The sequence below is a fragment of the Bradyrhizobium sp. HKCCYLR20261 genome (assembly GCF_051168435.1).
Classification (GTDB): Bacteria; Pseudomonadota; Alphaproteobacteria; order Rhizobiales; family Xanthobacteraceae; genus Bradyrhizobium.
In genome coordinates, this window is record NZ_JBNPUZ010000014.1 from 123,341 (window position 1) to 137,102 (window position 13,762).

12 protein-coding genes are annotated in these 13,762 nt (G+C 65.7%); 4 read left to right on the forward strand and 8 right to left on the reverse strand.

Annotation, left to right across the window (positions count from 1 at the left end):
* Positions 1-93: 93 nt before the first annotated feature.
* Positions 94-876 (reverse strand): NYN domain-containing protein, encoded by a 783-nt coding sequence (locus tag ACQR1L_RS26515; RefSeq protein WP_434860859.1) that lies wholly within the window; start codon positions 874-876, stop codon positions 94-96.
* A 245-nt stretch (positions 877-1,121) separates the two neighbouring features.
* Here ACQR1L_RS26515 and ACQR1L_RS26520 point away from each other — a divergent pair, with 245 nt between their 5' ends.
* Positions 1,122-1,520, forward strand: coding sequence for a hypothetical protein (locus ACQR1L_RS26520; RefSeq protein WP_434860860.1), 399 nt, complete (start codon positions 1,122-1,124; stop codon positions 1,518-1,520).
* A 40-nt stretch (positions 1,521-1,560) separates the two neighbouring features.
* Here the strand turns inward: ACQR1L_RS26520 and ACQR1L_RS26525 are convergent, their stop codons facing one another.
* Positions 1,561-2,091 carry a 2'-5' RNA ligase family protein gene (locus ACQR1L_RS26525; protein WP_434860861.1) on the reverse strand — a complete coding sequence of 177 codons (531 nt, stop codon included), beginning with the start codon at positions 2,089-2,091 and terminating at the stop codon, positions 1,561-1,563.
* Positions 2,092-2,847: 756 nt separating this feature from the next.
* On the reverse strand, positions 2,848-4,689 hold the full coding sequence (gene recJ / locus ACQR1L_RS26530; protein ID WP_434860862.1) for a single-stranded-DNA-specific exonuclease RecJ: 1,842 nt from the start codon (positions 4,687-4,689) through the stop codon (positions 2,848-2,850).
* Between the two features lie 308 nt (positions 4,690-4,997).
* Between recJ and ACQR1L_RS26535 the strand changes: the two genes are divergently transcribed.
* Entirely contained in the window at positions 4,998-6,083 is a 1,086-nt protein-coding gene (locus ACQR1L_RS26535) for a methyl-accepting chemotaxis protein (protein ID WP_434860863.1), read from the forward strand.
* Positions 6,084-6,093: 10 nt separating this feature from the next.
* Here ACQR1L_RS26535 and ACQR1L_RS26540 read toward each other — a convergent pair whose 3' ends face one another.
* From ACQR1L_RS26540 to ACQR1L_RS26560, 5 genes are all read right to left on the reverse strand, one after another.
* The gene (locus ACQR1L_RS26540) at positions 6,094-6,813 is read right to left on the reverse strand and encodes a haloacid dehalogenase type II (RefSeq protein ID WP_434860864.1); all 720 of its coding nucleotides are present in this window, start codon (positions 6,811-6,813) and stop codon (positions 6,094-6,096) included.
* Positions 6,814-6,936: 123 nt separating this feature from the next.
* Positions 6,937-7,938: a class II fructose-bisphosphatase gene (gene glpX / locus ACQR1L_RS26545; protein ID WP_172109193.1), complete on the reverse strand. Its 1,002-nt coding sequence runs from the start codon at positions 7,936-7,938 to the stop codon at positions 6,937-6,939.
* Positions 7,939-8,142: 204 nt separating this feature from the next.
* A complete protein-coding gene (locus tag ACQR1L_RS26550) occupies positions 8,143-9,459 on the reverse strand; it encodes a homoserine dehydrogenase (RefSeq protein ID WP_434860865.1) in 1,317 nt (438 codons plus the stop codon).
* A gap of 36 nt (positions 9,460-9,495) precedes the next feature.
* Positions 9,496-10,716, reverse strand: a complete 1,221-nt coding sequence (locus tag ACQR1L_RS26555; protein ID WP_434860866.1) for an LL-diaminopimelate aminotransferase — start codon at positions 10,714-10,716, stop codon at positions 9,496-9,498.
* Between the two features lie 222 nt (positions 10,717-10,938).
* Complete coding sequence (locus ACQR1L_RS26560) at positions 10,939-11,175, reverse strand: hypothetical protein (RefSeq protein WP_434860867.1); 237 nt, start codon at positions 11,173-11,175, stop codon at positions 10,939-10,941.
* A 307-nt stretch (positions 11,176-11,482) separates the two neighbouring features.
* Between ACQR1L_RS26560 and ACQR1L_RS26565 the strand changes: the two genes are divergently transcribed.
* Positions 11,483-13,288: a PHA/PHB synthase family protein gene (locus ACQR1L_RS26565; RefSeq protein ID WP_434860868.1), complete on the forward strand. Its 1,806-nt coding sequence runs from the start codon at positions 11,483-11,485 to the stop codon at positions 13,286-13,288.
* A gap of 73 nt (positions 13,289-13,361) precedes the next feature.
* The gene (locus tag ACQR1L_RS26570) at positions 13,362-13,760 is read left to right on the forward strand and encodes an MAPEG family protein (RefSeq protein ID WP_434860869.1); all 399 of its coding nucleotides are present in this window, start codon (positions 13,362-13,364) and stop codon (positions 13,758-13,760) included.
* The last annotated feature ends 2 nt before the right edge of the window (positions 13,761-13,762 follow it).

Genomic DNA, 13,762 nt, shown 5'->3' on the forward strand with positions numbered 1-13,762 from the left:
CTCTGCGGGAGCGCGGTGATCCGCCGCGCCTTCGCTTGGCTCGCCATGACGAAGGAAATGGTCGGTGCCGAGCGCGGTCCGGCACCGGCATGATCACGATTTGGCTGTCTCGCGGGACGTCCTCGACGCTTTCGCCTTCGGCTGAGATCCATCCGCCGTCTTCACGCGGATGCGCATCGAGCCGCCCTTGGCCTGCTCGCCGATCTCGAACGCTCCACTCTTGCGCACGAGATCGCTGAGCTTCCGGCAGCCATAGGTGCGCGGATCGAAATCCGAGACGAGGTTGGCGAGCTGGGTGCCGACCACGCCGAGTTCGACCCAGCCGTCCTCGCTTTCGATCTGGCTGATCACCTTCTCGATGATCTCCGTCGCGGCGCTGATCGGCATCAATGATTTCGCGGCAGGCGCCGCATCCTTGCTGCTCGCTGCGCCGCCGCGCAAATTCTCCGTGTAGATGAACCTGCGGCAGGCCTGGCGAAAACTCTCCGGCGTCTTCTGCTCGCCGAAGCCGAACACGTCGATGCCCTGCTCGCGGATGCGCGCGGCCAGCCGGGTGAAGTCGCTGTCCGACGACACCAGGCAGAAGCCGTCGAACCGGCCGCTGTGCAGCAGGTCCATCGCGTCGATCACCAGCGTGATGTCGGAGGCGTTCTTGCCGGTGGTGTAGGCGAACTGCTGCTGCGGCACGATGGCGTATTTGGCGAGCGTATCCGCCCACGGCCGCGAGCGCGGGCTGGAGAAGTCGCCATAGATCCGGCGCACGCTCGCCTCGCCGATCTTGGCGATCTCCTCGAACAGCCCGTCGACGATCTTGGCCGAGGCATTGTCGGCGTCGATGAGCACCGCAAGACGCGGCGAACGGGATTCGGAGGGCATTGCGTGTCCTTCTGACTCTGAGCTGGTTGCCTTATACCCGGCCCCGAGAGGCTTAGCCTGACAAACATCACGGCGAGATGCGAGAAATGGCAGAACATCCCGCCAGCTGCGGCTCAGCTACCCGCCGCTCACCATTTGTATACGAATAAATCCCGGGTTCCCACGGGTTTGGCGCGGCCGTTTTCACCTTCCTTTAATTTGCGATGCACAACGATGAGGCGACCGTTCGACCGGGTGCTCGTCCCATGATGAAAGAAGGTACCTACTCCGCCTGGTTCAAGACCCCGAGGGGCCAGGGGACCGGCATCGTGCAACTTGCCGCGGGCAAGGTCTGCGGCGGCGACGGCGTGCTGAGCTATAGCGGCAGCTACGAAGCTTGCGGCGATCGGTTCACGGCCATCATCAGGACGAAACGGCACGCCCCGGGACAACCGTCGCTGTTCGGCCCGGACGAACTGACCCTCTGCCTCGAAGGTTCCTGCCGCACGACGCCCTTCACCTGCTCCGGCCGAGCCGCAGAAGCGCCCGACATCCCCTTCGAGGCGTTCCTGCTGTACTCCTCACCGGACAATGCGCCTCCGCCGGCGCCGCGTCCGGCCCCGAAGTTCAATCCCGAGCAGCTGCCGAAGCCGATCTGGCGGTGAGTGTATCTACTGATTTCTGATCGTACCAAAGAGACCAGCATCAGACGAGCCTGTGCTCCGCCACGATCTGTACCGGCGGAAACGTCACACAATCGGCGACGTCAAACACGACCGAGAAAGGCTGGTCGAACGCGCGCGCAAATGCCATCGCGTCCGCACGTCGAGCATCCACGATCCGCGTGCCCAGCGTGCAGTGAGGCGTCCAGGCGCCGGGTCGATAATGCTCTCGACAGCAGGCCGGGTCGATTGCAGCCGAGATTGCCGCATGCCACTGCTGGAGGTCCTCGACCGATTCAGGGACAGCCCACAACACGAAGCGAGGATGCGCGAACCACGCGAGCCCGCTGAACTCGATCTTGAGCGGTCCGCCACCTCTGACAACCTCGCGCATGACTTGCCAAGCAACCGCGGTATCGATGTCAGGCGTTTCGTAGACCGCAAGAGTGAAATGCGGCCGATAACGGAGCCCGCGCATGGATGGCGCGTCCTCGAACGCAGCGACCCGATCCCAGAGCTCTTCGATCTTTGCCGAAGAAGCATCATCTGACCGGATATTGAGCGCGACGGCCATGCATGACTCCCCCTGCCGCATCGTTCCCCACATCTCGGCATAGCGCAACTTCGCGGAATCCGCCCGCGCAATCAGGCGGATGATCGAAGGCGTCTGCTCGCGATAAAATCTCCTCTTGCTTTTATTCCGAAATTCGGAAATACTGCTTGCGTCCCGTCCTCGTGAGAGGGGCGCTTCGCGATCGTCACGACCGTGGAGGATGGGATGCGGTGGCCGCTGATGTGTCGCAGCGTACTCGATGTGCGCGGACGAACGGCAGTTGGCGGACGTGAAATCGCGTGGTCCCGGCGCCCCGAAGCTGGCGCCAAGTCTCTTGGTCATGATGAGCCCGGAGGCGACGGTGGCTATCAAGCCGGACACCGGGGAGATCGCGTATAAGCGTTAAGCCCATCGCGCAGGGAATGCCGGTTGAAACGGCTTTGCCTGTGGTGACTGCCGCCTGCTTTTTGTTTGCAGGCGGGCCATGGGTGAGGCCTTCACCCGGCATTCCCTGCGCCCTCTTTTTTCGTTGAGGGCTTCGATCGAGCATCACTCGGGCGCGAATGCGCGGCGAGATCGAACGGTCACGCTTGCGTTTGGTCGTGCGAGGCACGACACGCGCCACACCCTCCGCCGTCGTCCCGGCCTCCGAGCCGGGACCCATACCCACAGGGAGCAGTGTGAGGCAGGAGGGCAATGGGCATCTCGCTCTCACAACATCCGCCGCGGCGTATGGGTCCCGGCTCGGAGGCCGGGACGACACCGTTGATGTTACAGCTACCTGATCATCGCCGGGCCATGATCCGGCACGGCGACGTCGAGCACGCGCAGCTGCACGCGCTCGACGCCCTGGTAGCGGTCGACGGTCAGCGTGCCCGCGACGTGGAGGACCTGGCTGCGATGCTGCACCAGGGCGTTGCCGAGCTTCTGGCCGACCGAGCGGAACGCGATCGCGTTCACGGTGGCGCCGTCGCCGGACTTGAAGCGCAGCTTGAGATGCGCCTGCCCGACCTCGTCGGCGTAGACCAATTGATGCGACGGCAGCGCCACGATCGGCTCGGGATTGCCGCTGCCGAAGGGCCCTGCGCGATTGAGCGTGTGGACCAGCTCGGGCGTTGCCGCGCGCGCGCTGATCGCGCCGTCGATCAGGATCTCGTTGACGTGCCGCGCCTCGGCGACATCGGCGGCGAGCGCGTTTTCGAGATAGGCGCGAAACTCCGCCAGCCGCTCCTTGCGCAGGGTGACGCCGGCCGCCATCGCATGCCCGCCGCCCTTCATCAGGAGGCCCTGCTCCACCGCGTGGCGCACGGCCTTGCCGAGATCGACGCCGGGAATGGAACGGCCCGAGCCGGTGCCGATGCCGCCCGGCTCCAGCGCGATCGCGAACGCGGGGCGCGCGAACTTTTCCTTCAGCCGCGACGCGACCAGCCCGACCACGCCGGGATGCCAGCCCTCGGACGCCGTGACGATGACCGCGCCCTTGTCCTCCAGGCCGAGCGAGGCCAGCGCCTCGGCCTCGGCCTGCGCCTCCGCATGCTGCTCGATGACACGGCGCTCGGTGTTGAGCCGGTCGAGCTCGGCGGCGATCCGCGCGGCTTCCGACACGTCGGTTTCCAGCAGCAGCCGCACCCCGAGATCGGCGCGGCCGATGCGCCCGCCGGCATTGATCCGCGGCCCCAGCATGAAGCCGAGATGCCAGGCCTCGGGCGGGCCGTTGAGCCGGGCCACATCCATCAGCGCGGTGTGGCCGACATGATCGCGGCGGCGCATCGCGATCAGGCCCTTGGCGACGAAGGCGCGGTTGAGGCCGACCAGCGGCGCGACATCGGCGACGGTGCCGAGCGCGACGTGATGCAGCATGCCGAGCAGATCCGGCTCCGGCCGCGTGCTGCTGAAGAAGCCGCGGCCGCGCAACTCGCGATTGACCGCGACCAGCGTCACCAGAGTGAGCCCGACCGCGGCGAGATGGCCGAGACCGGAGAGATCGTCCGGCCGGTTCGGATTGACCAGCGCATCGACCTCCGGCAGTTCCTCGCCGCATTGGTGATGGTCGATCACGACCACGGACATGCCGAGCCGCCGCGCCTCGGCCAGCGGCTCCAGGCTGGTGGTGCCGCAGTCGACGGTCACGAGCAAGGTCGCGCCCTTGCTGGCGAGGCCACGGATGGCCTCGCTGTTCGGCCCGTAGCCTTCGAAGATGCGGTCGGGAATGTGGATCAGCGGGTCGAGCCCGCAATGCCGCAGGTGCCAGGCGAGCAGCGCCGCCGAGGTCGCGCCGTCGACATCGTAGTCGCCGAAGATCGCGACTTTTTCGCCGTTCACGGCGGCATCGGCGAGGCGCTTGGCCGCGGCCTCCATCTGCGTCACCGTGAACGGATCCGGCATCAGCTTGCGGATGGTGGGATCGAGGAAGTCGTTGACCGCATCGAGCTCGACGTCGCGCCCGGCCAGCACCCGCGCCAGCATCTCCGGCAACTGATAGCGCTGCACGATCGCGAGCGCCCGCGCCGCGCCGCGCGCGTCCAGCCGGTCGCGCCACAGCTTGTTGGTGAGCGACAGCCGCACGCCCAGGAACGCCGGCGGGGCGCTCAGGGGCAAGGCAAGGGCGGACGGTGCCATCAGGCTAAGGGCCTCGCGTGTCGCATGGGCGATTCGAAATTGAGCGCCGCGAATCTACAGCAACGCGCCGCGCGCGACAGGCTCCGAGACGGGAACCCACTGGAATCGCGATGCAACATCGGGGAAATCACAACCTGAGAGGGACAACTGATGAGATATAATGCGGCTTGCCTAAAATTACAGCTGTGTTCGGGAACGTGCATTAAACGCCCGTTAGGCGAACTCTCGGACATTTCAATCAAATGATACCGACTGATTGCTCGCAGTCTCCGCATCGACCGAGACAGCGATGATATGGAGTTGTTTCAATGCTTTCCGCGACTGAGCTGAAGACCTCGCCCTCGATCGCTCCCTCTCCGGCGGCTCCCCAGGACGAAACCGACGTCGCCGCGCTGATCGCGCGGCTCACCGGGGAGGTCAACCAGATCGCCTGCGAGAAGACCAAGTCGATCCAGCAGATCACCAATCAGATGAAGATGCTGGCCCTCAACGCCCTGATCGAGAGCTCGCGCGTCGGCGCCCAAGGCGCCGGCTTTGCGGTCGTGGCGCAGGAGGTGCGCGCGGTCGGCCAGCAGGTCGAGACCATCGCGCGCGAGCTCGAAGGCCAGCTCACCACCCGCACCGGCAATCTCAAAAGCTCGATCGAGCGCATGACGGAGCGCGCCCGCGGCGAACGCATGGTCGACCTCGCTCTGAACGCGATCGAGCTGATCGACCGCAATCTCTATGAACGGACCTGCGACGTGCGCTGGTGGGCGACCGATTCCGCGGTGGTCGACTGCGCCGCTGCGCCGGATGCAGACCGCGTCGCCCATGTCTCCGAACGTCTTGCGGTGATCCTCTCCGCCTACACGGTCTATCTCGATCTCTGGCTGTGCGACCCTAGCGGCAAGGTGATCGCGAACGGCCGCGCCGACCGCTACAATGTGGTCGGCCAGAGCGTGGCCGACACGAAATGGTTTCGCGAGGCGCGCGGCCTGCGCTCCGGCGACGACTACGTCGCCGGCGACGTCGAGTGCCAGCCGCTGCTCGGCAACGCCCAGGTCGCGACCTACTGCGCGTCGGTGCGCGAGAACGGCCAGGCTCATGGCAGGCCACTTGGCGTGCTTGCCATCCATTTCGATTGGGAGGCGCAGGCGCGCGCGATCGTCCAGGGCGTGCGCGTCAGCGAGAGCGACAAGGCCCGCGCGCTGCTGGTGGATTCCAGCCATCGTGTCATCGCGTCCTCCGACGGCCAGGGCATCCTCAGCGAGCGCGTCTCGCTGAAGCTCGACGGCAAGCGCAGCGGCTTCTACCAGGATGCATCCGGGCGCATGGTCGCCTTCCACGCCACGCCAGGCTACGAGACCTACAAGGGCCTCGGCTGGTACGGCGTGATCATGTCGGGCGCGTGAGAACGGAGGATCAGCAGCCGAGCCGGTCGGCGATGCCGTTGAAGTCGGCGGCCACGATGTCCCAGGCGCCGGTCGCCTCGAAGTCGCGGTTCTGCAGCGGGCCGTATTCGGTGGGGCGCGCGACGAAGGCGGTCTTCAGACCGTAGCGCTGGGCGGCTTCGAGATCATTGTTGTGCGCGGCGACCATCATCACCTCGCCGGGCGCAAGGCCGAGCAGACGAGCTGCGCCGAGGTAGGTCTCGGGATCGGGCTTGTAGTGCTCGAACAGCTCGGCGGAGAGGATCAGGTCCCACGGGAGCCCTGCGAACTTCGCCATGTTGGTCAGCAGCGCGACATTGCCGTTGGAGAGCGGCGAGATGATGTATCTGGACTTCAGCCGGGTCAGCCCGGCGACGCTGTCGGCCCACGGATGCAGCCGGTGCCAGCCGCGCGTCAGATAATCGAGATCGGCCTCGGTCAGGCCGGCGATGCCGAGCTTGGCGACGAGCGTCTCGAGCGAGCGCCGGTGCAGAACGTCGAGGATGAGATAGCCGCGCTCGGGATGCCTGCGGACCTCGTCCATCGAGCCAGCATACAGCCCGCGCCAGCCATCGACCAGCGCGGTCCAGTCGCCCTGGATGCCGCGCTTGGCCGACCACGCCGTGAAGTCGTTGATCAGGCTGGTGCGCCAGTCGACGACGGTGCCGAACACGTCGAACACCAGCGCCTTGACCATGGACAGATCGGACATGCTGAACCACTCTCCGACTTCGTCATTCCGGGATGCGTGCGAAGCGCGCAGACCCGGAATCGCGACTTGCGAGCTCGGGATTCCGGGTTCACGCGTCGCGTACCCCGGAATAGCGGGCCGGGATTAGTCGAGGTGGAACTTCTCGAGCTGCCGGTGCTCGGCGCGGATGTAGCGCACGGTGCCGGTGACCGAGCGCATGACGACGGTCTCCGTCTCGATCACGCCGTCCTTGCGGAACTTGACGCCCGAGAGCAGCGAGCCCGTGGTGACGCCGGTGGCCGCGAACAGGCAGTCGCCGCGGGCCATGTCCTCGATGCCGTAGATCATCTTGGGGTCGCCGACGCCCATCTTGTGGGCGCGCTCGCGCTTCTCCTCGGTGTCGAGGATCAGGCGGCACTGCATCTGGCCGCCGATGCAGCGCAGAGCGACGGCCGCCAGCACGCCCTCGGGCGCACCGCCGGTGCCGAGATACATGTCCACGCCGGTGTTATCGGGGTCGGCGCAATGGATCACGCCGGCGACGTCGCCGTCGGTGATCAGGCGGACCGCGGCGCCGGTCGAGCGCACGCCCTGGATGATGTCGGCGTGGCGCGGACGGTCCAGCACCAGCACGGTGATGGCGCCGGGCTCGACGCCCTTGGCCTTGGCGAGGCGGCGGACGTTGTCGGCCGGGCTGGCGTCGATGTCGACCACTCCCTTGGCGTAGCCGGGCCCGACCGCGATCTTCTGCATGTAGACGTCGGGCGCATGCAGCAGGGTGCCGCCATCGGCCATCGCCATGGTCGCGATCGCGCCCGGCATGTTCTTGGCGCAGAGGGTCGTGCCCTCGAGCGGGTCGACCGCGATGTCGACCTTCGGACCGGCGTTCAGGCCGACCTTCTCGCCGATATACAGCATCGGCGCCTCGTCGCGCTCGCCCTCGCCGATCACGACGGTGCCCTCGATCGGCAGCTTGTTGAGCTCGCGGCGCATCGCGTCGACCGCCGCCTGGTCGGCCGGCTTCTCCTGGCCGTGGCCACGCAGCCGCGCCGCCGACACCGCCGCCCGCTCGGTCACGCGCACCAGCTCCAGGGTCAGGATGCGCTCGAGCAGCAATTGTTGCGGGACGGAAATCTGCGTCGACATCGGTCAACTCCTCAAGACGTCAAGGCGGCTCAGCGCCATCAAATTCTACCAGCCGGAGGTCGCCATCGCAGGCGGCTCACGGTTCAGCGGGATGGCCTGAATGGCCGCTCCTCGCCTCTCGATTCCACCGGTTTGAGCATGAACCTAACCCAAACGCCACGCGTTTGTTTGAGCAGGGACAACCGGTTCCCTGTGCATCCCAGGCTAATTTTTCTCGATCCGGATCACCTGCGGCTTGCCGCTGATGACCTTGTCGCGCTGCACGGCCTGGAGCGCCTTGTGCACGGCGTCCTCATGCGTCGCGTAGGTGATCAGGATCACCGGCACGGGACCGCCCTTGGCGCCCGTCTTGAGTGGCTCGCTACCAGGAGGATGGCGCTGCACGATCGACTCGATCGAGATCTTCTGCTCGGCCAGCCGGGTCGCGATCGTCGCGGCGGTGCCGGCGTGGTCCCGCGCCATCAGGCGGATGTAGTAGCCGCCCTCGTGCCGCTCCATCGGCGCCTTCTCGGTCGCCTGCAGCTTGTCGACCGGGCGCCCGAACGGCGCGGCGCGGATGCCGCGGGCGACGTCGGCGATATCGGCCACGACCGCGGACGCGGTGGCCGCGCCCCCTGCTCCCGGCCCGACCAGGGTGATCGGCGGAATGCCTTCGCCGTCGATGGTGACCGCGTTGGTCACACCCATGACCTGGGCGATCGAGGAGGATTTCGGCACCATGGTCGGATGCACCCGCTGCTCGATGCCCTTGGCGGTGCGCATCGCGACCCCCAGCAGCTTGACGCGGTAGCCCAGCTCATCGGCGGCCTTGAGATCCTCGGGAGCGATCGAGGAGATGCCTTCCACATAGATGGATTTCTCCGCCACCTGGGTGCCGAAGGCGAGGCTCGCCAGGATCGCGAGCTTCTGCGCGGTGTCATGGCCATGAATGTCGAACGACGGATCGGCTTCGGCATAGCCGAGCCGCTGCGCGTCCTTCAGGCACTCGTCGAACGACAGGCCCTCCTGCTCCATGCGGGTCAGGATGTAGTTGCAGGTGCCATTGAGGATGCCATAGACGCGGCTGATGCCGGTGCCGGCGAGGCCCTCGCGCAAGGTCTTGATGACCGGAATGGCGGCGCCGACGGCGGCCTCGAAATTCAGCGCGCCGCCGGACTTCTCAGCGGCCTTGGCGAGCTTGAGGCCGTGCTTGGCAATCAGAGCCTTGTTGGCGGTGACCACCGACTTGCCGGCCTTCAGCGCGGTGTCGATAGCCGACAGCGCGGGATCACCGGAACCGCCCATCAGCTCGACGAAGCAGTCGACCTCGGGATCGGCAGCCAGTGCCAGCGGATCCTTCGCCCACTTGATACCCGCGAGATCGATGGCGCGCTTCTTCTTCGACCGCGCCGTCACGGCCACGACCTTCACGGGACGTCCCGTCCGCTCGGTGAGCACGCGCCCCTGCTGCTCGATCAGACGAACGACTTCGGCACCCACGGTGCCGAGGCCCGCGATGCCCACTCTGAGGGGTGCGACCATGGAATCAAAGAACCTGCAGCAAGAAAAACGGGGGACTCAGCGCCGGTTGGCGAGAGGAACCACGTTGTGCAACGTTTCGATGCCGCTTTCAAGGAAGCGGCGAACGCCGCGAGCGGCCTGCCGGATGCGCTGCTCGTTCTCGACCATGGCAATACGGACATAGCCCTCGCCGTGCTCGCCGAAACCGACGCCGGGCGAGACCGCGACGCCGGATTTCTCGACCATCAGGGTCGCGAACTGCATGCTGCCGAGGCTCTTGAACTTCTCCGGCAAAGGCACCCAGGCGAACATCGAGGCTTCCGGCGGCGGGATCTCCCAGCCGGCGCGGCCGAACGACTCGACCAGCGTATCCCTCCGCTTGCGGTAGACGTCGCGCATCTCGCGAATGCAGTCGTCGGGACCGTTCAATGCGGCCGTTGCCGCGACCTGAACCGGCGTGAACGCGCCGTAGTCAAGATACGATTTCACACGCGCCAAAGCGGCGATGATGCGCTCATTGCCGACGGCAAAGCCCATGCGCCAGCCGGCCATCGAATAGGTCTTCGACATCGAGGTGAACTCGACCGCGACATCCATCGCGCCCGGCACCTGCAGGACCGACGGCGGCGGGTTGTTGTCGTCGAAATAGACCTCGGCGTAAGCGAGGTCCGACAGGATCAGGATCTCGTGCTTTTTCGCGAATGCGACGAGGTCGCGATAGAAGTCGAGGCTCGCGACATAGGCGGTCGGATTGCTGGGATAGCAGACGATCAGCGCCAGCGGCTTCGGGATCGAGTGAATGATCGCGCGCTCGGCCGCCTCGAAGAACTGCGGCGTCGGCTCGGCCGGCACCGAGCGGATCACGCCGCCGGCCATCAGGAAGCCGAAAGCGTGGATTGGATAGCTCGGATTCGGACACAGGATCACGTCGCCGGGCGCGGTGATCGCCTGCGCCACGTTGGCAAAGCCTTCCTTGGAGCCGAGCGTGGCCACGATCTGGGTGTCGGGGTTCAGCTTCACCCCGAAGCGGCGATCGTAATAGGCCGCCTGCGCGCGGCGCAGCCCAACGATGCCGCGCGACGCCGAGTAGCGGTCGGTGCGCGGCTTGCCCAGGGTCTCCTTGAGCTTCTCCAGCACATGCGCCGGCGCCGGCAGGTCCGGATTGCCCATGCCGAGGTCGATGATGTCGGCCCCGGCGTTCCGCGCGGCCGCCTTGGCCCGGTTGACCTGCTCGAACACGTAAGGCGGCAGACGGCGGATGCGGTAGAAATCTTCCATGGGTCTCTCGGCTCCGGCAACCGGGGGCGGGTCAGCCAGCAAGGCTGGTGCTGCGTCGTCGGGGACCGCGCAAATAAACCAGCGCTAGATCAGAAGTTTAGCGCGGGCTTACAGCTGGGCTGGCGACGACACGCGACGCTGTTGATTCCGGTGTTTTATCATGGTCGCCGCGCCGCGCCAGACAATTGCGCCGTCAGGACCGGCCGACTGCCCATCGTTTGGTCATTTCGGCTTGGCGCTCGTGGCCGCCGAGGCCTGCCGGTCGCGGGCAGCCAGCAGCTCCTTCTGGATCCTGGCCCGCTCCTCTGGCGAGATCGTCGCCCCGTCCCGATCGCGCGGCACGTCGTTCACCGGCAGATAGTCCCCGGGCTCCCGCGGCCGGGCACCCGCCTCGGCGTCGAGCGAGGGCATATCCGCGATCTGGCTGGAGCACGAGGCGAGCGCGAGCGCGGCGCACATCAACGCCACTCCCGCCACGGCACGCCTCGCCGCTGTCCAGCCCCGCCCCACCGGCATCCCGCCCAGATCCCCTTCGGCGTCCCACGACGCCACCCCACGCAACCCGGCACATTTTGCCGCAGCACAACCGCTTGTCACTCGAAACCTTGGCGACTGAACAGGATTTTTGCCCAGATGCGACGGAAAGGTGACGAAAGCAAGAAGCTTTCCGCAACGCAACACGCAGAAATCGAATTAACTGCAAACTCCCGCATTGTTGATCTCGCGCGGTGACGAAACGAATTCGACGCGATAGTGTAATCAGGCCATGACCGACGTTCAGAACAAGACCAATTCAGAAAAGACATTCGATGCGGAAGCCTTCGCGATGAACATCGCGAAGGCCATGGAAAGCAGCGGAAAGGCGTTGTGCGCCTACCTGAAGCCGCGCGAGACCGGCGAGGTTCAGGACCGGCCGCCGACGGAGCTGACGGAGGTCGTCAAGTCGTTCACGGCTGTCGCCGACTACTGGCTGTCGGACAAGGATCGCGCCAGCGACATCCAGACCAAGATGGCGAAGGGCTATCTCGACCTCTGGGGCTCGGCCGCGCGACGTCTCGCGGGCGAGGAAGCGCCGCCGGCGATCTCGCCGTCGCCGCGCGACAAGCGTTTTGCCGATCCCGAGTGGAAGTCGAACCAGTTCTACGATTTCGTCATGCAGGCCTACCTGCTGACGACGCAGTGGGCGCAGGACCTCGTCCACAATGCCGAGGGGCTCGATCCGCACACGCGCAAGAAGGCCGAGTTCTACGTCAACCAGATCACCAATGCGTTGGCGCCGTCGAATTTCGTCCTGACCAATCCTGAAGTGATGCGGCAGACCGTTGCTTCGAGCGGCGACAATCTCGTGCGCGGCATGCAGATGCTCGCCGAGGACATCGAGGCCGGCAAGGGCACGCTGAAGATCCGCCAGTCCGACCCGGCCAATCTCGAGGTCGGCGTCAACATGGCGACGACGCCGGGCAAGGTGATCTTCCAGAACGAAATGATGCAGCTGATCCAGTACGCGCCGGCGACGGAGAACGTGCTGCGCACGCCGCTGCTGATCGTGCCGCCCTGGATCAACAAGTTCTACATCCTCGATTTGCGCCCGGAGAAATCCTTCATCAAGTGGTGCGTCGATCAGGGCCTCACCGTGTTTGTGATCTCCTGGGTCAATCCCGACAAGTCGTTGGGGACCAAGACCTGGGAAGACTACATGAAGGAAGGTCCGCTCACCGCGATGGACGTCATCGAGAAGGTGACGGGTGAGATGAAGGTCCACACGATGGGCTATTGCGTCGGCGGCACCATGCTGGCCACGACCTTGGCCTGGCTCGCCGACAAGCGCCGCCAGCGCGTGACCTCGGCGACGTTCCTGGCCGCCCAGGTCGACTTCACCCATGCTGGTGACCTCCTGGTGTTCGTCGACGAGACGCAGATTTCCGCGCTGGAGCGCGACATGCAGGCCTCGGGCGTGCTCGAGGGCAGCAAGATGGCGATGGCCTTCAACATGCTCAGGTCGAACGACCTGATCTGGTCCTATGTCGTCAACAACTACCTCAAGGGCCAGCCGCCGCAGGCGTTCGACCTGCTGCACTGGAATTCGGACGCGACGCGGATGTCGGCGGCCAATCACTCCTACTACCTGCGCAACTGCTATCTGGAGAACCGGCTGACCCAGGGCACCATGGTGCTCGACAACACCTTGCTCGATCTCTCCAAGGTGAAGGTGCCGGTCTACAATCTCGCCACCCGCGAGGACCACATCGCGCCGGCGGACTCCGTTCTCTACGGCTCGCAGTTCTTCGGCGGCCCCGTGAAGTATGTGCTGTCGGGCTCCGGCCACATCGCCGGCGTCGTCAACCCGCCCTCCTCCGGCAAGTACCAGTACTGGACCAACGACCAAATCCACGACATCTCGCTGAAGGACTGGATGAAGGGGGCGCAGGAGCACAAGGGCTCGTGGTGGCCGGACTGGCGCGAATGGCTCGGCCAGCTCGATCCCGAAGAAGTTCCCGCGCGCAGCATCGGCAGCGAGGCCTATCCACCGCTCGAGGATGCGCCCGGCTCGTATGTCCGCGTCCGCGCATAGCGTCATCAGCCGCGATTGACTATAACCGCTCCGTCCCGCCGGGACGGGACGGTAATCAGTTGAGGGGATCTCGATGACGCGCGAACTGTTCTGGCTGACGCTGACGGTCATTCTGACCGGCCTGCTGTGGGTTCCCTACATCCTGAACCGCTGCCAGGTCCGCGGCCTCACCGGCGCCATGGCCAACCCCTCCCGCAACGACAAGCCCCACTCGGCCTGGGCGAACCGGCTCATGTTCGCGCACGACAATGCGGTCGAGAACCTCGTGATCTTCGCGCCGCTGGTGCTGATCCTGAACGCGATCGACTACTCGACCAAATGGACCGTGCTCGCCTGCGCCGTCTATTTCTGGTCGCGCGTGGCTCACGTCATCGTCTACGCGATCGGCCTGCCCGTGTTCCGGACGCTCGCCTTCGTGGTTGGTTTCGCCGCCCAGGCCGTGCTGGCGATCGCGATCTTTGGCTGGCTGTGATC